The organism is Parasedimentitalea psychrophila (assembly GCF_030285785.1).
GTDB lineage: Bacteria > Pseudomonadota > Alphaproteobacteria > Rhodobacterales > Rhodobacteraceae > Parasedimentitalea > Parasedimentitalea psychrophila.
Genome location: NZ_CP127247.1, coordinates 3,848,127 through 3,869,518, shown reverse-complemented (window position 1 = coordinate 3,869,518; position 21,392 = coordinate 3,848,127). Strand labels below are relative to the sequence as shown.

Annotated in this window: 22 protein-coding genes, 1 tRNA gene and 1 pseudogene; 11 read left to right on the top strand and 13 right to left on the bottom strand. The window is 57.5% G+C overall.

Going from position 1 to position 21,392, the window contains the following annotated elements; all coding sequences use genetic code 11:
• Nucleotides 1-39: 39 nt before the first annotated feature.
• A pseudogene (locus QPJ95_RS24490) lies at nucleotides 40-225 on the top strand (helix-turn-helix domain-containing protein); the annotation flags it as partial.
• 626 nt (nucleotides 226-851) lie between these two features.
• Here QPJ95_RS24490 and QPJ95_RS18780 read toward each other — a convergent pair.
• The 8 genes from QPJ95_RS18780 to fabD form a co-directional block, all read right to left on the bottom strand.
• Complete coding sequence (locus QPJ95_RS18780; RefSeq protein WP_270920913.1) at nucleotides 852-1,244, bottom strand: VOC family protein; 393 nt, start codon at nucleotides 1,242-1,244, stop codon at nucleotides 852-854.
• A gap of 67 nt (nucleotides 1,245-1,311) precedes the next feature.
• Nucleotides 1,312-1,887, bottom strand: coding sequence for a hypothetical protein (locus QPJ95_RS18775; protein WP_270920912.1), 576 nt, complete (start codon nucleotides 1,885-1,887; stop codon nucleotides 1,312-1,314).
• A 165-nt stretch (nucleotides 1,888-2,052) separates the two neighbouring features.
• A complete protein-coding gene (mltG, locus tag QPJ95_RS18770) occupies nucleotides 2,053-3,207 on the bottom strand; it encodes an endolytic transglycosylase MltG (RefSeq protein WP_270920911.1) in 1,155 nt (384 codons plus the stop codon).
• Nucleotides 3,207-4,472 carry a beta-ketoacyl-ACP synthase II gene (gene fabF, locus QPJ95_RS18765; RefSeq protein WP_270920910.1) on the bottom strand — a complete coding sequence of 422 codons (1,266 nt, stop codon included), beginning with the start codon at nucleotides 4,470-4,472 and terminating at the stop codon, nucleotides 3,207-3,209. Before fabF ends, mltG begins: the two co-directional genes overlap by 1 nt.
• Nucleotides 4,473-4,790: 318 nt before the next feature.
• Nucleotides 4,791-5,534 carry a 1-(5-phosphoribosyl)-5-[(5-phosphoribosylamino)methylideneamino]imidazole-4-carboxamide isomerase gene (locus QPJ95_RS18760; protein WP_270920909.1) on the bottom strand — a complete coding sequence of 248 codons (744 nt, stop codon included), beginning with the start codon at nucleotides 5,532-5,534 and terminating at the stop codon, nucleotides 4,791-4,793.
• 157 nt (nucleotides 5,535-5,691) lie between these two features.
• The gene (locus QPJ95_RS18755; RefSeq protein WP_108800206.1) at nucleotides 5,692-5,925 is read right to left on the bottom strand and encodes an acyl carrier protein; all 234 of its coding nucleotides are present in this window, start codon (nucleotides 5,923-5,925) and stop codon (nucleotides 5,692-5,694) included.
• A gap of 330 nt (nucleotides 5,926-6,255) precedes the next feature.
• Nucleotides 6,256-6,993, bottom strand: a complete 738-nt coding sequence (gene fabG / locus QPJ95_RS18750; RefSeq protein WP_270920908.1) for a 3-oxoacyl-[acyl-carrier-protein] reductase — start codon at nucleotides 6,991-6,993, stop codon at nucleotides 6,256-6,258.
• Between the two features lie 82 nt (nucleotides 6,994-7,075).
• Nucleotides 7,076-8,011 (bottom strand): ACP S-malonyltransferase, encoded by a 936-nt coding sequence (gene fabD / locus QPJ95_RS18745; protein ID WP_270920907.1) that lies wholly within the window; start codon nucleotides 8,009-8,011, stop codon nucleotides 7,076-7,078.
• A gap of 184 nt (nucleotides 8,012-8,195) precedes the next feature.
• Here fabD and QPJ95_RS18740 point away from each other — a divergent pair, with 184 nt between their 5' ends.
• Nucleotides 8,196-9,437, top strand: coding sequence for a cytochrome b/b6 domain-containing protein (locus tag QPJ95_RS18740; RefSeq protein WP_270920906.1), 1,242 nt, complete (start codon nucleotides 8,196-8,198; stop codon nucleotides 9,435-9,437).
• Between the two features lie 30 nt (nucleotides 9,438-9,467).
• On the opposite strand, the gene QPJ95_RS18735 is transcribed toward QPJ95_RS18740, so the two are convergent.
• Nucleotides 9,468-10,043 (bottom strand): YceI family protein, encoded by a 576-nt coding sequence (locus tag QPJ95_RS18735; RefSeq protein WP_270920905.1) that lies wholly within the window; start codon nucleotides 10,041-10,043, stop codon nucleotides 9,468-9,470.
• Nucleotides 10,044-10,199: 156 nt separating this feature from the next.
• Nucleotides 10,200-10,733 carry a hypothetical protein gene (locus tag QPJ95_RS18730; protein ID WP_270920904.1) on the bottom strand — a complete coding sequence of 178 codons (534 nt, stop codon included), beginning with the start codon at nucleotides 10,731-10,733 and terminating at the stop codon, nucleotides 10,200-10,202.
• A 314-nt stretch (nucleotides 10,734-11,047) separates the two neighbouring features.
• On the opposite strand from QPJ95_RS18730, the gene rpsF reads away from it, so the two are divergent.
• The 8 genes from rpsF to QPJ95_RS18690 all read left to right on the top strand — a co-directional run bounded on the left by rpsF (nucleotide 11,048) and on the right by QPJ95_RS18690 (nucleotide 17,575).
• Nucleotides 11,048-11,401, top strand: coding sequence for a 30S ribosomal protein S6 (gene rpsF / locus QPJ95_RS18725; protein WP_270920903.1), 354 nt, complete (start codon nucleotides 11,048-11,050; stop codon nucleotides 11,399-11,401).
• 25 nt (nucleotides 11,402-11,426) lie between these two features.
• Nucleotides 11,427-11,654 carry a 30S ribosomal protein S18 gene (gene rpsR / locus QPJ95_RS18720; protein ID WP_005852865.1) on the top strand — a complete coding sequence of 76 codons (228 nt, stop codon included), beginning with the start codon at nucleotides 11,427-11,429 and terminating at the stop codon, nucleotides 11,652-11,654.
• Nucleotides 11,655-11,666: 12 nt separating this feature from the next.
• Complete coding sequence (gene rplI, locus QPJ95_RS18715) at nucleotides 11,667-12,266, top strand: 50S ribosomal protein L9 (protein WP_270920902.1); 600 nt, start codon at nucleotides 11,667-11,669, stop codon at nucleotides 12,264-12,266.
• Nucleotides 12,267-12,404: 138 nt separating this feature from the next.
• Nucleotides 12,405-12,767 carry a hypothetical protein gene (locus QPJ95_RS18710; protein WP_270920901.1) on the top strand — a complete coding sequence of 121 codons (363 nt, stop codon included), beginning with the start codon at nucleotides 12,405-12,407 and terminating at the stop codon, nucleotides 12,765-12,767.
• Nucleotides 12,768-12,888: 121 nt separating this feature from the next.
• Nucleotides 12,889-13,362 (top strand): lytic transglycosylase domain-containing protein, encoded by a 474-nt coding sequence (locus QPJ95_RS18705; RefSeq protein WP_270920900.1) that lies wholly within the window; start codon nucleotides 12,889-12,891, stop codon nucleotides 13,360-13,362.
• A 108-nt stretch (nucleotides 13,363-13,470) separates the two neighbouring features.
• Nucleotides 13,471-15,429, top strand: a complete 1,959-nt coding sequence (locus tag QPJ95_RS18700; RefSeq protein ID WP_270920899.1) for a bifunctional 2',3'-cyclic-nucleotide 2'-phosphodiesterase/3'-nucleotidase — start codon at nucleotides 13,471-13,473, stop codon at nucleotides 15,427-15,429.
• A 121-nt stretch (nucleotides 15,430-15,550) separates the two neighbouring features.
• Nucleotides 15,551-16,180, top strand: a complete 630-nt coding sequence (locus QPJ95_RS18695) for a glutathione S-transferase (RefSeq protein ID WP_270920898.1) — start codon at nucleotides 15,551-15,553, stop codon at nucleotides 16,178-16,180.
• Nucleotides 16,181-16,732: 552 nt separating this feature from the next.
• The gene (locus QPJ95_RS18690) at nucleotides 16,733-17,575 is read left to right on the top strand and encodes a flagellin N-terminal helical domain-containing protein (RefSeq protein WP_270920897.1); all 843 of its coding nucleotides are present in this window, start codon (nucleotides 16,733-16,735) and stop codon (nucleotides 17,573-17,575) included.
• Between the two features lie 203 nt (nucleotides 17,576-17,778).
• Here the strand turns inward: QPJ95_RS18690 and tig are convergent, their stop codons facing one another.
• Entirely contained in the window at nucleotides 17,779-19,110 is a 1,332-nt protein-coding gene (gene tig, locus QPJ95_RS18685; RefSeq protein WP_270920914.1) for a trigger factor, read from the bottom strand.
• Between the two features lie 206 nt (nucleotides 19,111-19,316).
• The gene (locus QPJ95_RS18680; RefSeq protein ID WP_270920896.1) at nucleotides 19,317-20,432 is read right to left on the bottom strand and encodes a porin; all 1,116 of its coding nucleotides are present in this window, start codon (nucleotides 20,430-20,432) and stop codon (nucleotides 19,317-19,319) included.
• A 671-nt stretch (nucleotides 20,433-21,103) separates the two neighbouring features.
• On the opposite strand from QPJ95_RS18680, the gene QPJ95_RS18675 reads away from it, so the two are divergent.
• A tRNA-Asn gene (locus QPJ95_RS18675) sits at nucleotides 21,104-21,178 on the top strand.
• On the opposite strand, the gene QPJ95_RS18670 is transcribed toward QPJ95_RS18675, so the two are convergent.
• The gene (locus tag QPJ95_RS18670) at nucleotides 21,164-21,361 is read right to left on the bottom strand and encodes a hypothetical protein (protein WP_270920895.1); all 198 of its coding nucleotides are present in this window, start codon (nucleotides 21,359-21,361) and stop codon (nucleotides 21,164-21,166) included. The two genes, QPJ95_RS18675 and QPJ95_RS18670, sit on opposite strands and share 15 nt — an antisense overlap.
• Between the last annotated feature and the right edge of the window lie 31 nt (nucleotides 21,362-21,392).

Here is a 21,392-nt window from a genome sequence, read left to right as displayed (position 1 = left end):
GCAACACTTCAGTCTGTTTGGAAAGATGGAGTGTTAAAAATGAAATATCGTCAGCGAAGCTTTAACACTGATAAGCAGAAGTCAGAGACCTGGGATCGATGGCAGCGTGGAGAGTCGATTTCCCGTGGTCTCGCGGCCAAGCGCTCATTTCGCTCCATTGCGCGGATCGTAAGAAGGTTGCTCTCGACAATCAGCCGAGAGATTGGCCGCAACGGCGGACGGCGTCAACGCCAATGCAATTTCCCCCAGACGTGTCGAGGCAAAATTCCCCAGCTTCCTGGCTTGGGGATCAGCCGTATGGTTTGAGCCCGGCCTCCCTTATTTTGCAGGGCGCCCGCGCCGTTTCGGCAGCGGCGGCGGTGCGATTGCTGCGTTGGCGCGGATCTGTTCCGGGATCAGATCGGTGTGCTGTCGTAGCCGATAGCTGGCTGCTTCAATTTGAACGACAACGACATGATGCAATTGCCGGTCCAGCAGCGGGCGTTGACCCGTTGGACAACAGGTTTGTGCCACCGGTGCTGATGGGCAGGTCGGCAATCATATCCGTGGCCCGGCAGTGTTTTACTGCTCGCGCAGGGCCACAGCGTGAGGCGCAGCCGCAGGATGGAATCCTGTCGCGGCCGGAGCAGGTCGGCGGTTTTTTTCGATTTGGGGAGGCAGGGAATTTTGCACCATGACCTGGGCTTCCTCATGCGATGCGATCCGCATGAGGAAGCCCAGGTCATGGGAGTGAACCCAAGGCCGTCCTGATGCCTTCCAGTTGCACTGCAACCTATACAGGAAATTTGCGTGGCAGTCAGGGTTCGGGTGACGCTGAGCATACGGTGGGTGGGCAACAGCCCATCACGGCGTCACGCCCCAGAGTTGGCTTCAAGACTGACAGATACGTTCAGTTTGTTGCCATCCAGATCCCGCACATAGGCGCCGTAGCAATCCGGATGATAGCTGCGCGGACCGGGTTGGCCTTCGTCGGTGCCGCCACAGCGCAGCGCCGTTGCGTGAAACATCCGCACCGCCTGTGCATCCGGTGCGTAGAACATAAACTGGGTTCCATTGCCAAAGGTGGCCGGTTGGTCGTTGTAGGGAACAATCAGAAACAGGGTTATCCTACCATCTGCGCCTGCATAGCCACATTCGCGTGGGTCGGTCAGGACACGCTGCATGCCGATGGTGGCCAAAACACTGTCGTAGAATTGAGTGGCAGCGGCAATGTCATTGGTGCCGATACATACGCCTGACAGCATGTTTTCTGGTTCCTCTTAAACCGCTTGGAGCTTTATGTGTGAATGAGTTCACCAGATTGAAATTTTCTCAGCAAATCCGACCCGAATATGACTTTTCCTTGGTCACGTCACCCCTCATCGCAGGCGCCATGGCACCACAATGGCAAGATAAAAGTGTCTTCACCAAGTAGATGAACCTGTTTTGCTGTTCCAAATTTTGAAATTCCTCGAATTTCTTTTTTTTCGGCAAATTGCTAGAAATTTTTACCCATGGATAAGTCTCATAGTCTGGCAACATCAACGTTCGAAATATTTGGTCGACATGCCAGATCGGCTCTCCCTGTTCAGTTCTTTCCTGGAAGTTGGGGCAAAATGAAACCTGCGCCGGATCGTCCTTTTCACTTGTTACGATTACAAACACGTTATCCAAGTGAAGTTTCGCATAGCTATGTCCTTTGTAATCAAATGCCGCAAATCGATGGAAAGTCATGTAAATGCTCTCGTCGCTTGTACGAATTGAGTCGGTATTGGGATCCAACCAATATTCCAATCCGTCATCAGCAATATAATGGCGTACTCGACTAAGATCGAGAGGGAGTCTGGAGGCCCTGGGATCAACCCAGTTCGGAGGGCGCTTCAGGACATCAAAAATCTTTTCTACCATCGTTACATTTCCTGAAAACTTCCACCCTAGAAGGAGTAAGCCTATGCACTCTCATCCTGGTTTGAAAGTGGGTTAAGTGCGCGTCAATTCTCTTGGGTGTGTTCAGTGCGCAAGTTCAAAAAAAGGGCGCCGAAGCGCCCTCTTCCCTTGGCCTGTGGTCAATCTTTAATTATTCTGCCGCTCCGCCTCAATCGCGCGCCATTTTTTGACGTTGCGGTTGTGCTCGTTCAGGGTTTCGGCAAAGGCGTGACCGCCGGTGCCATCGGCAACAAAGAACACGTATTTGGTCTGATCCGGGTTCACCGCAGCCTCAAGACTGGCCATGCCGGGGTTGGCGATGGGGGTTGGAGGCAGGCCCTCGATCACATAGGTGTTCCAAGGGGTCAGCTTGCGCAGCTCGCTTTGGCGCAGGCCCCGTCCCAGAATGCCCTCGCCCTTGGTGACGCCATAGATCACCGTGGGGTCGGTCTGCAGCCGCATGCCGCGGTTCAGGCGGTTGGTGAAGACGCTGGCGACCTGACGGCGCTCAGATGGGACACCGGTTTCTTTCTCGATGATCGAGGCAAGGATCAGCATTTCCTCAGCATTGGCCAGTGGCAGACCATCGGTGCGAGCCTCCCAGGCGGCGTTGATGCGCAGCATTTGGCGGCTCTGCATCTCGGCCAGAATATCAACCCGTTTGGCACCGGGCACCACCTCGTAGCTGTCGGGGGCCAGCATGCCCTCGGCGGGGCGGATGCCGGGATCACCCTCGAGCATATCCATCATCTTCAGCGCCTCAACCACTTGCCAGCTGGTCACGCCTTCGGCCAGCGCGATCCGGTAGCGGGTGTCATTCTCGCCGCGTTTATCAGTGTAGATGGCTGGGATCTCGTCACTGGCCAGCTGGAAATCGGCGCGTTTAACAAATTTATTGCTGGCCGGATCCAGTTCACGGACCTGCGCCGTGATGCGGGTGATGCCAACGCGGTAGACGATTTCAGTGCCGCAGGAACTGGCCCCCGAGGTGGTCACCTGTTCCACGATCTGTTCCATCGAAGACCCGGCGTTTACCAGAAAACTGCCGGCCTTTAGGTCGCCAGTTCTCTCGCTGTATTTGGCTCCCAATCGGAACATTGCGCCACTGGTCACCGCGCCTTGGGTCTCCAGGTCGCGGCTTACCTTTGTCATGTTCGAGCCCCGCTCGACCCGCAGGCAGATCGCTGTCTCCAGCGGCCCCCCGGCGGTATACTGGGATTTACCCCAAAGGATGACACCGCCCAGCAGGAACAAGCCCACCACCAGCATCGTCAGCATGTTCGAAGCAAGGGCCCGCCACATCAGTCGGCCTTTCCGAAGATCACAGAGGCATTGGTGCCGCCAAAGCCAAAGGAGTTGGACAGCGCCACCTCAATCTTACGCGGGCGTTTGGCGTTGGGGGCCAGATCCACAACCGCGTCCACCGCTGGATTGTCGAGGTTGATGGTTGGGGGTGCCACCTGATCGCGGATCGCCAGGATCGAGAAGATCGCCTCGATGGCGCCAGCCGCGCCCAGCAAGTGACCGGTGGAGGATTTGGTCGAGGACATGGTCACCGAGGCGGCATGATCGCCCAGCATCCGCTCAACCGCGCCCAATTCAATGGTATCCGCCATGGTCGAGGTGCCATGGGCGTTGATATAGTCGATATCCGAAGGCTGCAGCCCGGCATTTTTCAGCGCCGCCCGCATCGAGCGTTCGCCGCCTTCACCGCTCTCGGATGGGGCGGTGATGTGATAGGCATCGCCGGACATGCCATAGCCCAGCACCTCGGCATAGATCTTGGCGCCGCGCGCCACGGCGTGTTCGTATTCTTCCAGAACCACCACGCCGGCCCCCTCACCCATCACAAAACCATCGCGGTCATTGTCATAAGGGCGGCTGGCCTTGGTGGGATCATCGGCCATTTTGGTCGACAGCGCCTTGCAGGCGTTGAAACCGGCAATGCCAATCTCGCAGATTGCCGCCTCGGCGCCACCGGCGATCATCACATCCGCGTCGCCGCATTTGATCAGACGGCTGGCGTCGCCAATGGCGTGGGCACCGGTCGAACAGGCGGTCACAACCGAGTGGTTGGGGCCTTTGAAACCGTGCTGGATCGACACCTGACCCGAGATCAGATTGATCAGCGCGCCGGGGATAAAGAAAGGCGACACCCGGCGGGGACCGCGTTCTTTCATCATGATTGCGGTATCGGCGATGGAACTGAGACCACCAATACCCGACCCAATCATCACACCGGTGCGGAACTGGTCATCTTCGGTTTCAGCCGTCCAGCCAGCATCACGCACCGCCATATCGGCAGCCGCGATTCCATACAGAATGAAATCATCGACTTTGCGCTGCTCTTTTTTGGCCAGCCAGTCATCGGGGTTAAAGCTGCCATCGGATCCGTCACCGCGCGGCACTTCGCAGGCATAGGTGGTGGCGACACCACTTTCGACTGCATCAAACCGGGTGATTGGCCCCGCGCCGGACTTTCCGTCCAGCAACCGAGACCAGGTTTCCTCGACGCCACAAGCCAGCGGTGTGACCATTCCCAGTCCGGTAACAACAACTCGACGCATTCCTTGCTCTCCTCTGCCTCGGCAATTTGTTCTCAAATAACTTAGATTGCCCCAAAAGTGCAAGTGGCCCAAGTGTCTGCTGATTTAACGGGGAACTAACGACGATGGCAGGCTCTGGTTAACCCATCGCCGTCAAACTCGTGGTGTGATGATGTTGAATAGGTAACGAGTATACGATTCCTGACCCCAATATGTTCTTTGGGGCCAGGTTAGATGCAGGCCGCGATCGTGAGCCACGCCTTCCGGTCTGCATCAATTTATTGTGCGCATTCTCCGCCCCCTAGCGCGTCTTGCACCGGGGCCAACATCGGGGCGACGTCAGAGAAAATCAGCCACGATCTCGGGTTCGGGCATTGCGGTCTGCAGGGCCTCCTCGACGGTCAGTGTTTTGCGGAACAAGGCCCGCCCCACCAATGCGCCGGAAATGGTGCCGATGTATTTCAGACGGGAGATATCATCACAGGTCCGCACCACGCCGCTGGCGATTACCGGCGCCCGGGCGCTGCTGGCCAAACCGGCAATAAGCCCAAGCTGCGCCTCGACGTTGGACATATCACTGTCAATGTCGGTGATAATAATGCCGGCAAAAGGTGCGTCACCAAAGGCGGCAATAAAGGCCTCCGGGGTGAAGGCCCCGGACTGGCGCCAACCATCCGTCATCACCTGCCCCTGCCAGATATCAACCGCCAGCACGATCTGATCCGGGTGCTGCCGGGCCAGATCCACAACCAATGTCGGATCCAGCGCCGCCAGGGTGCCCACCACAATGCGGCCTGCCCCCTTGTCCAGCCAATGTTCGATATGTTCGCGACTGCGCATACCGCCGCCCAGTTGCACCGGGATACCAACGCTGCGGATGATCTGTTCGATCAACTCCGCATTGTCACCGTTTCCTTCGATCGCGTTGAAATCGGTCAGATGCATCCACTCAGCCCCAGATGCGGCAAATCCACAGGCAGTTTCAACCGGATCCACATGCCAGAGCATCGGATCGCTTAACCGGCCCTTGTCCAGGGTCACGCAAAGCCCGTTTTGCAGCTCCATCGTTGGGTAAATCATCATGGTGAATAGCCTCCAGTAACTAACACTAAGGGCATGATAGCACATCCTGCCCGGTTTCCTAAGACTGGGCCAATTTCCGCCATCCGCGCCAAACAAAAACGGCGCTTTCCATTGGAAAGCGCCGTTTAGGCAATCACAATAATGCGATTGGAAAGCTTTAGGAAGCTTCGGTGATGAACTTCACTGCATCGCCGAAAGACTGGATGGTCTCCGCAGCGTCGTCAGGGATTTCAATGCCGAACTCTTCTTCGAAGGCCATAACCAGCTCAACTGTGTCCAGGCTGTCAGCGCCCAGATCGTCGATGAACGAAGCGTTCTCGGTTACTTTGTCTTCTTCAACACCCAGGTGCTCTACAACGATCTTTTTTACGCGGTCTGCGACGTCGCTCATGTCATTTCCTCGTTATTCGGGGCTCTATCTGCCCGTTTCTGCCCTTGCCCACTCGGGGGGACATGTTTTACCCGATCCGGGCGGTTCGATCCCCGGCAAGCGGGGCTGCCGAATGGATCCGCTAAGGAAACCACTGCAGCAAATATGCGCCGCCTATAGCACAGCTAACAGCAGAGGCAAACAATTTCGCTTGGTCACTTGCTTGCTGTGCCGACCCTTAACAGGCGTCAAGCAACGCAGATGGGAAGCGCAAAGGCCGGTTACAAGAACGGCATTGAACTTATCGGGCAATCCAATGTTTTATATGGGGTATCCCGGGCGTCCTGCGGTTTAGAGCATCGCCATACCGCCGTTGACATGCAGGGTGGTGCCGGTGACATAGGCGGACTCGACGCTGGCAAGATAGAGCACTGCGGCGGCGATTTCCTTGGCATCGCCCATGCGGCCAGCCGGAATCTGGGTCAGAATCGCGTCTTTCTGAGTCTCGTTCAGCTTGTCCGTCATTGCGGTGGCAATAAATCCGGGAGCGACGGCATTGACCGTGATGCCACGGCTGGCAACCTCGTAAGCCAGCGATTTGGACATCGCGACCATACCCGCCTTGGAGGCGGCGTAATTGGCCTGGCCCGGATTGCCGGTGGCACCCACGATGGAAGAAATATTGATGATGCGGCCCCAGCGCGCCTTCATCATGCCGCGCAGCACCCCCCGGCACAGGCGCATAGTGGAGGTCAGGTTGACGTTTATCACGCTATCCCATTCGTCGTCTTTCATCCGCATGAACAGGTTGTCGCGGGTGATGCCGGCGTTGTTGACCAGAATATCAACCGAGCCCATGGCGGCGATGGCCGCCTTGGGCAGCGCCTCGACCGAGTCCTTTTCGGACAGGTTACAGGTCAGGACATGGGCCCGTTCGCCCAGTTCAGCCGCCAGCGCCTGCAATGGCTCCTCGCGGGTGCCGGACAGCACCACAGTGGCCCCGGCGGCGTGTAGCGCCCGGGCGATATCGCCGCCAATACCACCGGAGGCGCCAGTGATGAGGGCATTTTTTCCAGATAAATCAAACATTTCTTTTCCTTTTTGGCGAAACCGGCCCGCGATCACCGTTTTCTGCGCAGAAAACGGACCGGAATTTTTTGAAAATTCCGGTTTAGCTGGCAACCGTTGCTTTGACGTCGTCCGGGGTGCCGATCTGGCGGCACACCAGGCTGCGGTCAATTTTGCGGATCATGCCGGACAGCGCCTTGCCGGCGCCAATCTCCCAGAACTCGGTGACGCCCTTGGCGGCCATCAGCTGAACGCTTTCACGCCAGCGCACCGAGCCAGTGACCTGCTCGACCAGCAGCGCCCGAATCTCAGTCGGGTCGCTCACTACATCGGCACGGACATTGGCGATCAGCGCAACATTTGGCGAGGTCACCGCAACAGCAGCCAGCGCCTCAGCCATGACTTCGGCGGCGGGTTGCATCAGGGCACAGTGGAACGGCGCGCTGACGGGCAGCATCACCACCCGGCGGGCGCCGCGGCTCTTGGCAATCTCAGCGGCGCGCTCAACCGCGGACTTGTGACCCGAGATCACCACCTGCGTCGGATCGTTATCGTTGGCCGCCTGCAAGACTTCACCGTCAACAGCGGCTTCGGCAGCAATGTCCTTGACGGTGTCAAAATCTAACCCCAGCAGCGCCGCCATGGCGCCGATGCCCACCGGAACGGCACTTTGCATCGCCAGACCACGGGTGCGCAGCAGCCGGGCGGTGTCAGCAATCGAAATGGCACCGGTCGCGGCCAGCGCCGAATATTCGCCCAGCGAATGGCCGGCCACAAAAGAAGCCTTGTCGATGGTGATCCCTTCGCTTTCCAGCGCCCTGAGCGCCGCGATGGAGGTGGCCATCAGCGCCGGTTGGGCGTTCTGGGTCAGGGTCAGGGTCTCAATATCCCCTTCCCAGATCAGGTCACTGAGGCGCTCACCCAGCGCCGCGTCGACCTCATCGAACACAGCCCGGGCTGCCGGATAGGCCTCTGCCAGGGCCTTGCCCATTCCAATTGCCTGCGCGCCCTGGCCGGGAAAAACGAATGCGGTTGTCATCCAACACCTCATCTAATCTGAATATTTAGCGATTTTGGCCGGTTTAGCGGTCTGGGGCGGTTCACACAAGAGAGCTGCAGCACTGCGCACCAATCCTGTGCGCACAGAGAGATCCCGCCACGTTGCAACCCGCCGCGTGATTGTTAGGGTGGGGCCAACTGACCGCCCATAAGGAAAACCGCTCGTGTCCAGATACAACAGTCGCTCCAGATACGGCAGCGTTGCCAAGGGTTTTCACTGGGTGATGGCCTTGCTGATCCTCACCGCCATTCCACTGGGGCTGATCGCCAATGATCTGGCGCAGCATATCCGCAGCCCTGAATTTGATGGCTCTCTGGCGGTTATATCGCGAGTCTTTTTGCTGTTTTCACTGCATAAAACCATTGGCGTCGCAATATTCTTCACCGCCCTTCTGCGCATTCTCTGGGCCATCAGCCAGCCCAAGCCGGGGCTGCTTCACCCGGATCGCAGGCTCGAATCATGGGCCGCCGAGACCGTGCATTGGTTGTTGTACGGATCCTTGGTGCTGGTGCCGCTGTGCGGCTGGATCGAACATGCCGCAACCAGTGGCTTTGCGCCGATCTGGTGGCCCTTTGGCCAGGATCTGCCGCTGGTCCCTAAATCTGAAAGTGTTGCGCATCTCTTTGCGTCGATGCACGTTTTGTTCGTCCGGGTACTGATTGTGTCGCTGCTGCTGCATATCGCCGGCGCGGTGAAACACCATGTGATTGACCGCGATGCCACCCTGCATCGGATGCTGCCGGGCAAGGTGGAGCTGCCGCCAGTGCCGGACCACAGTAGCAGTCACCTGCCACTTGTCACTGCGCTGGCGGTTTGGGCCGCGGTACTTGGTACAGGTGTTCTGTTGGGCTTTTTCACTTCGGCGGATCAAACGGTCACACAGGCCGCTCCGGCTCAATCTGCCCCGCTGCAACAGGTGGCGTCCGGCTGGACGGTTCAAAACGGCACGTTGGGTATCAGCATTACCCAGATGGGCAGTCAGGTGTCGGGCAGTTTCACCGACTGGACTGCCGCCATCAATTTTGACGCCGCCGCCCCTATTGGCGCTGTTGGGGATGTCGAGGTGAATATTGCCGTAGGGTCCTTTGCCCTGGGCACCGTCACTGCCCAGGCGATGGGCCCGGACTATTTTGACAATGCCAGCTACCCAACGGCAGTGTTCAAGGCGCAGTTGGAAAAGCTGGAGCTGGATTATCAGGCTGTCGGGACACTAACGATTCGCGACCAGGTGGTGCCCCTCACCCTGCCCTTTACACTGGAGCTGCACGGCGACCATGCGGAGATGAGCGGCAGTGTGACCCTGGACCGGTTGGATTTCGACATCGGCCAGGGCCTGCCGGATGAGGCGTCTTTGGGGTTTGCCGTTGAGGTTGAAATCAACCTCAACGCGGACCGCGTAAACTAGCGGCCTTTGCCCCTAGACGCCTCGGCTGGCTTATTCAGCCTTCATTGCTTCGATCGAGATCTTGATCTGGACCTCATCGCTAACGAAGGGGGCAAATTTGCCCAGGTTGAAGTCCGAGCGCAGTACGGTGGCGCTGGCATCAAAACCGGCCCAGGGCTTGCCCGCCATCGGGTGATCACCGGACTGGTTCAAAATCGCATCCAGGACCACTGGTTTGGTGGTGCCATTGATGGTCAGATCACCGGTGATCTGCGCGGTTGCTTCACCGGTCACTTCGATGCCGGTGGAGGAGAAGCTGATCAGGTCGCCGTCCTTGGCGCCAAAGAAGTCCTGCGACATGAAGTGGCCAAAGCGCTCTTCCCAGCCGGTGAACATTGATTTGGTTGGCATCGACACAGTCACGCTGGAACCCGCTGGATTTTCCTGGTCGAACATCACGTCGCCCTCAAAACCCGAGAACAACCCCCAGGTGGTTGAGAACCCAAGGTGGTTATAGCTGAACAGGATCTGGCTGTGGCTGGCGTCCAGCACATATTTTTCTGGGGCGGCAACAGCAGCGGTGGCGGCGACAGTCGCCAGGGCGGCAGCAAGCAGGGTCTTTTTCATGGGGAGGCGCTCCGATTGAACATTTGATAGGGTGTTAGAAATCGCAACTGACGCCCCAAATGGGAAGTCAGCAAAAACCAACATACCCTGTGAACCAGCGAACGGAAAACCCGGCCGTGCCGGGCCGGGTTCATTCTCGCGCAAATGTGATGTGGATCAGCTGAGGATTGGCACCAGCCCGCTGAGCTGTTCGCGCAGCAATTTCCGGGTAGACCCGAGACTGAGCGGCAGCCGGATCAGCAGCGAGCCGTCAATCTCGAACAGCTCAACCGAGCGATCCTTGAACCGCACCGAGCCAAGACTGTCATAGCCACGCCGCAGCACGGTGCGGGGGCGGCCCTGGCCAGAGCGTTGCAGCACCCGCAGCTCGCGCCGGATCGGGTCAAAATAAGCATCGGGGTGGTTGTCGGGGTCATTGACCATCATCAGGGCGATGCCGGCAAACAGGAAGAACACCGAAATCCCGATCTTGATCAGCGCCATTTCGGGGTCATAGGCCTCCCCCGGCATCAACCAGATCCCGGTTGAGCTGAGCACCATCGCTGCGCCGACGACCCGCAGCACGATGGAGCGCAGTTGATAGTTGGGGCGAAAGCTGAGCACCAGCGGCAGCGCCTCTGCCATTGCATATAACCCGCGCGGTGACACTATGCCCGCACCGTTCATCGGGATGTTTTCCGTTACTGCCATAACCTCTGCCCGTCCTCATTACCCGTGCCCCTTGGGGGCTGTTAATCATTTGTTAATCCCAATCAAGCCGAACAATGCGACGGCAATAGGGCCGCAACAGGGAAAAGAGCGGGCACTGGCGCCGCTGCACGATTTGCACGATTTGCACGATTTGCGCAGTGCCGCTGCACTGCCGTCTTGCCCTTTTGGCCGTAGCCTGTATATGGGGGCAACCTTCCGTATCTATTTCGATCCGCGCAGACTCTCGTGGTGGGGCAGCGGAAGGTTCAAACGCCCTACCTTTGAAATGCGCCTTGAACATAACAGGAGCACACATGCCGCTATATGAGCATGTTATGATTGCGCGTCAGGACCTGTCCAACACGCAAGCAGAAGGTCTCATCGAACATTTCGGTGCTATTCTGTCCGACAACGGCGGTAGCCTTGTCGACAGTGAGTACTGGGGCGTCAAAACGATGGCCTATAAGATCAACAAAAACCGCAAGGGCCACTATGCCTTCCTGCGCACCGATGCCCCGGCACCGGCGATCCAGGAAATGGAGCGCCTGATGCGACTGCATGACGACGTGATGCGCGTTCTGACCATCAAGATGGACGAGCACAAAGAGGGCCCTTCGGTCCAGATGCAGAAACGTGACGAACGCGACTCCCGTCGCGAGCGCCGTTGATCGCTTAGGAAAAGGACGCTAAACCATGGCCGCAAAACCATTTTTCCGTCGTCGCAAAGTCTGCCCATTCTCGGGTGACAATGCTCCGGCGATTGATTACAAAGACACCCGCCTGCTGCAACGCTACATCTCTGAGCGCGGCAAAATTGTTCCCTCGCGGATCACCGCCGTCTCGGCGAAAAAACAGCGTGAACTGGCCCGTGCCATCAAACGCGCACGTTTTCTCGCCCTGCTGCCCTACGCTGTTAAATAAGGAGCAACTGACATGAAAGTTATCCTTCTTGAGCGCGTAGCGAAACTGGGCCAGATGGGCGACGTTGTTGACGTCAAACCAGGTTACGCACGTAACTTCCTGCTGCCACAGGGCAAAGGCTTGACTGCTTCGGCAGCCAACATTGCCAACTTTGAAACCCAGAAAGCGCAGCTTGAAGCTCGCAATCTGGAAACCAAAGCAGAAGCAGAAGCCCTGGGCGCTAAGCTGGCTGGCCAGCAGTTCGTCGTGATTCGTTCGGCATCGGATGCCGGCGCTCTGTACGGGTCGGTCACTCCACGTGACGCCGCAGACGCCGCCACCGCCGAAGGCTTCTCGGTCGACAAAAAGCAGATCTCTTTGATCCACCCGATCAAAGACCTCGGCCTGCACGCTGTCGCCGTGAACCTGCACCCAGAAGTTTCGGTTGAGATCGAAATGAACGTAGCCCGCTCGGTTGAAGAAGCCGAACTGCAGGCAACGGGCAAGTCGATCCAGGAAAGAGCCGCGGAAGAAGAAGCCGCAGCCGAGTTCGAAATTTCTGAACTGTTCGACGATATCGGCAGCGCCGCATCGGATGATGACGGTGCCCCAATCTCGGAAGAAGAAGCTTAAGCGCTTCGCTTCTCAGCTAAGTCTTTGGAAAAGGCCGCCCCTAGTGGGTGGCCTTTTTCTATGGCAACGCTGGTCCAATCGCCGCCTGCGTCCTATCCTTGGCCCATTGATGGAACATTTTGACAAAGGAAACTGGAAATGACCGGCAAATTTCTGACACTCACCGCATTGATCCTGCTGCTTACGGCATGCGATGAAACCGTCCCGGTGAATGCGCCGTTGCAATTGAATGGGCCCACAGGCACTCATTTTGAAGCCGACGAGGCGCAGTGCCGGTCGATGGCGCGGCAGGTTGGCCAGGGTTACATCCAGCAAAGCGCCGCCCTTGGTGGGGTCGGAGGGGCGCTGGTCGGGGCCACCGAAAGCCGCGACAAGGCAGCAGTCGGAGCCCTATTGGGGGCAGTTACTGGTGCCGCGATAGCTGATGCGCAGGTCAAACAGGCGCAACGGGACTATCTGGTCGACTGTATGCAGCAAGCGGGACATCCGGTGGTCGGCTGATCTGCCCTGAGGGTGGGCCTTGTCGTTGCCCCCTGATCTCATCGGCGGTTTTGCACCCATCCGGTTGCCCTTGGTGGTCGTTCCGCTAATTTAGCATCAAAGCTGACACCGGGAGATCACAATGCATCGTAGAACTATACTGGGGCTGATCGTTATTACTGCGGTTTCTCTCTCGGCTTGCACTGGCAGTTTTGCAGAGCAATCGGGGGATGATTTTGACCCACCGCTCTATCCCAATGAAACGCCTGAGCTGCGCGGCCAGATCAATCACTGGGCAGACCACTATGAGGTACCGCGCGCCCTGGTGCACCGGCTGGCGATCCGCGAAAGCACCCACCGGCCCTGGGCGATGAACTCTCCGTATTATGGGCTGTTGCAGATCCTGCCCGCCACCGCCCGCTCCATGGGGTTCAGTGGCCCGTCCAAGGACCTGCTGGATGCGGATACCAATCTCGAATTTGCAGTCAAATATCTGCGGGGCGCCTGGCTTTTGTCTGACGGCAGTCACGACATGGCGGTGAAACACTATTCGCGCGGCTTTTACCCCGAGGCCAAACGGCGTGGGATGCTGAAAGAGACCGGGCTGGTCAACTAGGCAAGGCGAACACCAAGGCGGCGGACCACACCTATAAAGAATGTCATCTGAATGTCGCGGCACCGTGTTATCCTGTCTGGATAACAACAAAAGCTTTGGGAGTTCACCATGCCTATTCAGATCGATCGCCGTTCCTTTCTGGCCGGCAGCGCCGGCCTTGTTGCGCTGCATCCGTTTTCACTTCAGGCCGCGACCAATCAGGTGCATCTGCGGCTGATGGAGACCACCGATCTGCATGTGCATGTATTCCCCTATGATTATTACGCCGACAAACCGCGCGACACTGTTGGCTTGGCCCGCACCGCCTCTCTCATCAAAGACATCCGCGCCGAGGCCAGCAACTCGTTACTGCTGGACAATGGTGACTTTCTGCAGGGCAACCCGATGGGCGATTACATCGCCTATGAGCGCGGCATGAAGGAGGGTGACATGCACCCGGTGATCGCCGCGATGAACACACTGGGGTTTGAGGCCTCGACGCTGGGCAATCACGAGTTCAACTATGGCCTCGATTTCCTGATGAAGTCACTGGCCGGCGCCAATTACCCGGTGGTCTGCGCCAATATCGCCACCGAGATCGGCGCCTCTCCACGTGACGACAAAACCCTGCTGCCACCCTATGTGATGATTGAGCGGCAGCTGACCGACGGAGCGGGTAACAGCCACCCCATTAAGATCGGCTTGATCGGCTTTGTGCCGCCGCAGGTGATGAACTGGGATCGCCGCCACCTAGAGGGCAAGGTGCAGGCGCGCGACATTCTGCAAACTGCGCGCGCCTATGTGCCCGAGATGAAGGAAAAAGGCGCCGATATCATCATCGCGCTGTCACACTCGGGCATTGGCTCGGCACAGGAAAGCGACGGCATGGAGAACGCCTCGGTGCCGCTGGCCGCCGTTGAGGGCATTGACGCCATCATGACCGGTCACAGCCACCTGGTGTTCCCCTCCTCCAAATACGCCGATTTTGCCGCTGTGGACGCCGACAAGGGCACCATCCATGGCACCCCGGCCACCATGGGCGGGTTCTGGGGCAGCCATTTGGGGCTGATTGATCTGATGCTGGAACGTGATGCCGACGGCTGGCGCGTGGTTGGTCACGCATCAGAGGCGCGCCCCATTTCCAAACGCAACGAGGACCGCAGCTATACTGCGCTGGTTGGCGACGATGCTGCGGTGCTGGCCGCCGTAGAGACCGAGCACGATGAAACCCTGGCCTATATCCGCCGCGCCGTGGGCAAGACCGACGCACCGCTGCACAGCTACTTTGCGCTGGTGGCGGATGATCCCTCGGTGCAGATCGTCTCAATTGCCCAGCAATGGTATATCAGTGAGATGCTGAAGGGCACCGAGTACGCGAGCCTGCCGATTCTGTCAGCCGCAGCACCGTTCAAGGCCGGCGGTCGCGGCGGCCCTGAGTATTACACCGATGTGCCCAAGGGCGATGTGGCGATCAAACATGTCGCTGACCTGTATCTCTATCCCAACACGGCGCGCGCGGTGCTGGTGACGGGGGCGCAGGTCAAGGACTGGCTGGAACGCTCGGCCGGGATTTTCAATCAGGTAGAGGTTGGCAAGCAGGATCAAGTGCTGCTGAACCCCTCGTTCCCCAGCTACAACTATGATGTGATCGACGGGGTGACCTATCAGATCGACCTGAGCCAGCCGTCAAAATTTGGCCCCAAGGGCGAGCCGGGCGATGCCAGTGCCAGCCGCATCGTCAACCTGATGTTTGACGGCAAGCCGATTGATCCCGAGGCCAAGTTCATCATTGCCACCAACAATTACCGGGCCAGCGGTGGCGGCAAGTTCCCCGGCGCCATGGGCGACACCATTGTGTTTGAAGGCCCCGACACCAACCGCGATGTGATCGTGCGCTATATCGTCGAGAAGGGCACCATCAGCCCCCGCGCCGATGCCAACTGGTCGTTTGCCCCGCTGCCCGGTACCTCGGTGTTGTTCGACACGGGCCCCAAGGCAAACGACTACGTTGACAGCATCGAAGGGGTGAATGTCGCCCCGGCCGGCGAAGGCCCCGACGGCTTTGCCCGGTTCAAGATCGAGCTGTGAGCCAATCGAAGCGGCGCGAACTTGAACCGCGCAGCTTCATTTTCCCAGACAGCAGGCTGCGGCCTTGCCTGTTGTCTGGGGGGGATCTAAATTCAGCCAACTTCCGTGATCTGGATCCCCCATGCCCCCTATCTTCTATTCCTTCCGCCGCTGCCCCTATGCCATGCGGGCACGTCTGGCGCTGGTCTCATCCGGCCAGCAGGTCGCGCTGCGCGAGGTGGTGTTGCGCGACAAACCGGCCGCCTTTCTTGAGGCCTCACCCAGTGCCACGGTGCCCTGCCTGGTGACAGTGGACGGTGTGATCGACGAAAGCCTCGACATCATGACCTGGGCCTTGCACCGGTCAGACCCCGAGGGCTGGCTGCAGATGCCGGATGCCGGATGGGACTGGATTGCCCGCGCCGATGGGCCGTTCAAGGCGGCGCTAGACCATACCAAATACGCCAGCCGCTACCCGGATATGGATGCCAGCGAGCAGCGGGCGCTGGCGGCAGAGTTTCTGGCGGATCTGGATCAGCAGATTGACCCGTGGATTTTTGCGCAGCCAAGCCTAGCCGATTACGCCATGCTGCCCTTTGTGCGCCAGTTTGCTTTTGTCGACAAAGCCTGGTTCGACGCCCAGCCCTGGCCGCAATTGCAGGCCTGGCTGGAGCGGTTTCTGGCCTCAGACCGGTTTGCCGCCATCATGAACAAATATCCACAATGGGCCGAGTCGGCCGACGTTATACATTTCCCGCCCAGATCAGCCTGACGCGCCTCTGATGGCCCAGGGCAATTCCCGCATCTGCCGCCAGCAAAGCCATTGAAATGGCTGCCCAGCATCCACAAAACCCGTTCTGGTAGAGTGATCTCCACAGCGCCACCTGCGCCTAGGCATTAATTTTGACCGCAAGGATCGTTTCCAACAGCGACCCCATCCGATTCTACCGGTCAGATCCGGGCCTGCGCCGGTCCGAACCACCCCGTCATACAATCGGAAAATTGAACGTCAACCCATTGTTTTAATGTGGCTATTACCAGACATGCAGAAATCATTGGGCGGCGGTGCGCTGCTCCCTGTCATCGCAGTGACCACAGAAGCCGCTGCTTATATTCAATTTTTCACACATCTTTAATTATCGGCCCAGCCGCAATTAGGGGCCTGTTAAGGTTTAAAGCTCAGATTGGGACCTGCATCCTGGGTGGGGTGGCGCCGATAAGTTGAGTGATAATCGAACAACTATTAGCAAGATCAGAATGACCTTCAATTGCCTTTAGGGGCGACACAGCGTGAGGAATCTCACGTTCCGTAAGGATTATTAATATGACCAGCATTCTGACAAACAACGGCGCAATGGTTGCTCTGCAGACTCTGTCTACGGTGAACAACGATCTGACCACCGCGCAGAACGAAATCTCAACTGGTAAAAGGGTTGGGACCGCCGGTGACAACGCTGCGGTTTGGGCCATTTCCAAAACCATGGAATCTGACATTTCAGGCTTCAACGCGATTTCGGAAAGCCTGGCCGTGGGCGAAGCGACTGTCGCCGTCGCCTCTGCCGGCGCCGAACAGATCGTGGATAAACTGATCGAAATCAAAGAATTGATCGTATCGGCCCAATCTGAGAACGTCGATCACGACAAAATCCAGCTCGACATCTTGAAGAAATCCGAACAGGTTGCTGCGATTATGGCTTCGGCCCAGTTCAACGGCGTCAATCTGCTGCTGGATACCGTTGACGGCACCGAATCCAGTCTGGGCGTTCTTGCCTCGCTTGACCGGGTTGGCCCAACCGGCACACCAGCGGGAACTGAGATTACCATCGATGCTCTTGATTTCACGAACACTTTGGATCTGAGCACCATGCAGACGATCTCAACCTCTACCGAAGCGGCCACCGCCTTGGTTGACATCGAGGCCTTCCTGGCCACTGCCATTACCGGCGCCGCTCAGCTGGGTTCAGATTCTGCCCGCCTGTCCGACCAGGGAGAGTTTGTCTCGAAACTGACCGACGCCATGAAGATGGGCGTCAGTTCGATGACCGACACCAACATGGAAGAGGCCTCGGCCCGCCTGAAGGCCCTGCAGACCCAGCAGCAGCTGGCCGTGCAGTCGCTGTCCATCGCCAACGGCGCCCCGTCCTCGCTGATGACACTGTTCCGCTAAACCAATCCTCCGGGGCGCCCTTGGCGCCTCGGACCATAGCCTAAAGACAATAGCCGCATCCAATAGACTGGAGCGGCTATTTTCTATTTGTTGCCCAAGATCAGATCGCCCGGCAGGCCTCTGCCGTAAAAATTTCAGGCCTCTGCGCAAAAGAAAAAGGCCGCCCAATGGGCGGCCTCTTCTGAATTGGTGTCAAAGAAGATTTACTCTTCTTCCAGCGCCTCAACAGCCTTTTGAAGCTCGTCCTTGGAGACTTCCTTTTCGGAGACGGTGGCCAGTTCAAACACATAGTCGATGACTTTGTCTTCAAAGATCGGCGCCCGCAACTGCTGCTGCATCTGAGCGTTTTTCTGAACGAATTCAAAGAACTCACGTTCCTTGCCCGGATACTGACGTGCCTGACCCATGATGGCCTGGGTCATTTCAGCGTCGGTCACTTCAACTTCGGCTTTCTGACCCAGCTCGGCCAGCAGCAGACCCAGACGGACCCGGCGTTCGGCCAGCGAGGTGTGCTCCTCGGTGGTTTCGATCTCGGGGTGATCATGGCCTTCAACTTCGGGGTTGTCTTCGTGCCACAGCTGATGCGCGATCTGGCTGGCTTCGGCGTCCAGCAGCGATGGCGGCAGATCAAACGAGACCAGCTTGTCCAGGGCGTCCAAGGTGGCACGCTTCATCACCGCGCGCGAAGCACCAGCGTATTCAGCTTCCAGACGCTCACCGATCTGAGACTTCAGAGCGTCCAGATCTTCGGCGCCGAATTTCTTGGCCAGCTCGTCGTTCAGCTCAGCCGCAACCGGTGCTTTGACTTCTTTTACCGTGCAGGTAAAGACAGCCTCTTTACCGGCCAGATTTTCGGCCTGATACTCATCAGGGAAAGACACGGTGACGTCTTTTTCTTCACCGGCTTTAACACCAACCAACTGCGGCTCAAAGCCGGGGATGAAAGAGTTGGATCCCAGAACCAGCGGGAAATCGTCTCCAGCACCGCCATCAAAGGCTACGCCGTCGATTTTGCCCAGGAAGTCGATGACAACCTGATCACCATCCTCGGAGGCAGCATCTTCATCGCGAGCCTGGAAATCCTGAGCGGTTTCAGCCAGATTGGCCAGCGCTTCGTCAACGTCGGCTTCACCGGCTTTGACAATCAGCTTTTCCAGGGTCACCGACTTCAGATCAACTTCGGGAATTTCTGGCAGCGCTTCGTAGGACATGTCGACATTGACGTCGTCGCCCGGCTTCCAGTCTTCGTTGGACATCTTGACATCGGGCTGCATGGCAGGACGATCGCCGCTGTCTTCAAAGTGCTGGTTCATAGCGCCGTCGATGCTTTCCTGCATCGCTTCGCCCATCAGGCGTTCGCCGTACTGCTTTTTCAGCAGCGCCATCGGCACCTTACCCTTGCGGAAACCCTTCATTTCGATTCCCGGCTGAGCTTCGACCAGCTTTTCGTTTACCTTGGCGTCCAGTTCGGCAGCACTAACGGTAATCGCATAGCCGCGTTTCAGACCTTCGTTCAGCGTCTCAGTGACCTGCATGTCATTCCCCATAGAGATTAGGGGCATGCACAGTGACATCCCCCAGATAAATTTGACGCCTTGTATTTCTCCTACGCGCCTCGCGCAAGAGGCATTGCTGTCTGAGGCGGATAGTTGAGCGGGAAAGCCCCGAATTTTACCCTCGGGCATGAAAAAACACGCCCCGAAGGGCGTGTTCCTGCTGTTTAAGACCTAGTTCGGGTCGCTTAGAATTTCCAGCGGGCGCCAGCCATGATCACGCTACTGTCGCTGTAGGTGGTGGAGACGTCGTCATAGTCATACTCGCGGTAGGCCAGGTAGGCCTCAACATTGTAGTTGTCGATTTTCTGAACCGCAGCAACGCCCCAGGACTGAGCCGAGTCACCAGCCGAGACCATGTCGGAACCGTCATAGTAATCGACTGAGAAAGACGTCGAACCCAAAGAGGTCCAGTTGGCGGTATAGCCCAGCTTTGCATAAGCATAGCTGCCAGCGATATCGCGTTCGCCTGCGGCAACGGCCAATGACAATCCGGTTGGCGTATGCTCCACTGCGACCGAGCCGACGATGTCGCGCTTATCGGCGGTACCGGTTTCTTCGGTCCAGGCTGCGCCCAGGGCCGCATCCAGAGCAAAGTCACCCATGTTTTCGTTGTTATAGCTAACAGCGATGTCATAGGTTTCGCGGTCATTGCTGGTTTTCAGAATGTCGGTACCGTAAGATGCCGAGAACACGAACCCGTTATAGTTTTCGGTGTCGTAACGCACACGACCAAGACGTCCACCGTCATAGTCGGTGAAAGCATCACTCACATCGACACCACTCAGCGCACCAGCCGAGGTCCGGAAGGCGTATCCACCAGCAGAGTCAGCCGTTGCAACACCGGCAACAACACCGGTACCGGACCGGTCACTGCCTGAGATACCGTCTGAAGCCATCGAGCCCTGACCTGCCGAGAACGTACCGTAGCTGGCGGTATCAAACTGCAGATCAACGTGGCGGATATTGGTGCGGTCCCAGCTCAGGGAATCGCCGGTTGATCCCTGGTCAACACCATCAGATTGGCGAAAACCAAGGGCGGTTTCAAATTTGAACAGCAAAGTGTTTTCGCCGAAGGCCTGCTTCAGGCGGAACCCGATCCGCGAGTTGGAGCCGGCGTTGTCGACCAAGCGATCATAGGTATTGGCGCCATCGTCATAAGACTGGAAGGACGGGTTAAGCTGACCATACCAGGTAAAACTGCCACCGGTGTCATTTTCATATGTCGGGCCGGCAAATGCCGGTGACGCGATGGCGGTGGCAAGTGCAGCTGCACTGGCGTTGAATGCTAAACGTTTGTTCATGAGTAGGTGCTCCTAGTTCCTCATCACAGTCAGGAGTACCCTCGTTCCATCCATAAGGGACCCGACTTGTGACAAGCGGCTAACACGGGTTTTATTTGCTGCCGAGACTTGAAAAATCAGGTCCGTATTCAGGATGAATATGAGTGGCGGAATTTTGCTCACGAACAGCACTTCTGGCAGGTTTTCCGCTTAATGGCAAGACTTTATGTGATCTAGTTCACATAACCATGCAGCCGGCGATTGGCTGCTTTGCGCATGGCGCATCCCCAAGACTCACAGCTGGGAATCTTGATGGGACACTGTTGGGTTTCAGCCGGGATATCATTGCGGGCCGAAGCCCCGCCGTCCGCCGTGAAAACCAAATTGGTCCCCGCGCCTGCGTCCTCGTGTAGCCCTCAATTTGTGAGACCGGATGTGGGACCGGATGCGGGACTGGATGTAGGACTGGCATCAGCCCGGCTGAAAGCCCGGCAGCCCCAGCAGCAATTGGCGGTGCGGTCCCTCTCGGTCGCTGATCGTGCACCTCGGGTGGGTCAGACCCGTGACACTCAAACTAACCATTTGATTAGTAACGTATTTCCCCGCATCTCCACCGCAACGAAGTAATTTTCACAAAAAGCATTTTCCCCTCTGGACCTCGCCAATTTCCATGGCTATACGGTGCCTTGTGATCCGGCGTAGCTCAGCGGTAGAGCAGTTGACTGTTAATCAATTGGTCGTAGGTTCGACCCCTACCGCCGGAGCCATAAAAAGCCACTAAGCTCAATCGCTTGGTGGCTTTTTTGGTTTTTCGTATCTACTGGTAATTTCGACTTGTCACCGAATTTGTCACCATATTTTTGCACGCAATGAGATAACCGGATTGCAAATCCGTGTACACGAGTTCGATTCTCGTACTCGCCTCCAATCTTTTCAATGACTTGCGTCATGACCTCACTCCTACTACCTGAATTTTGAAAC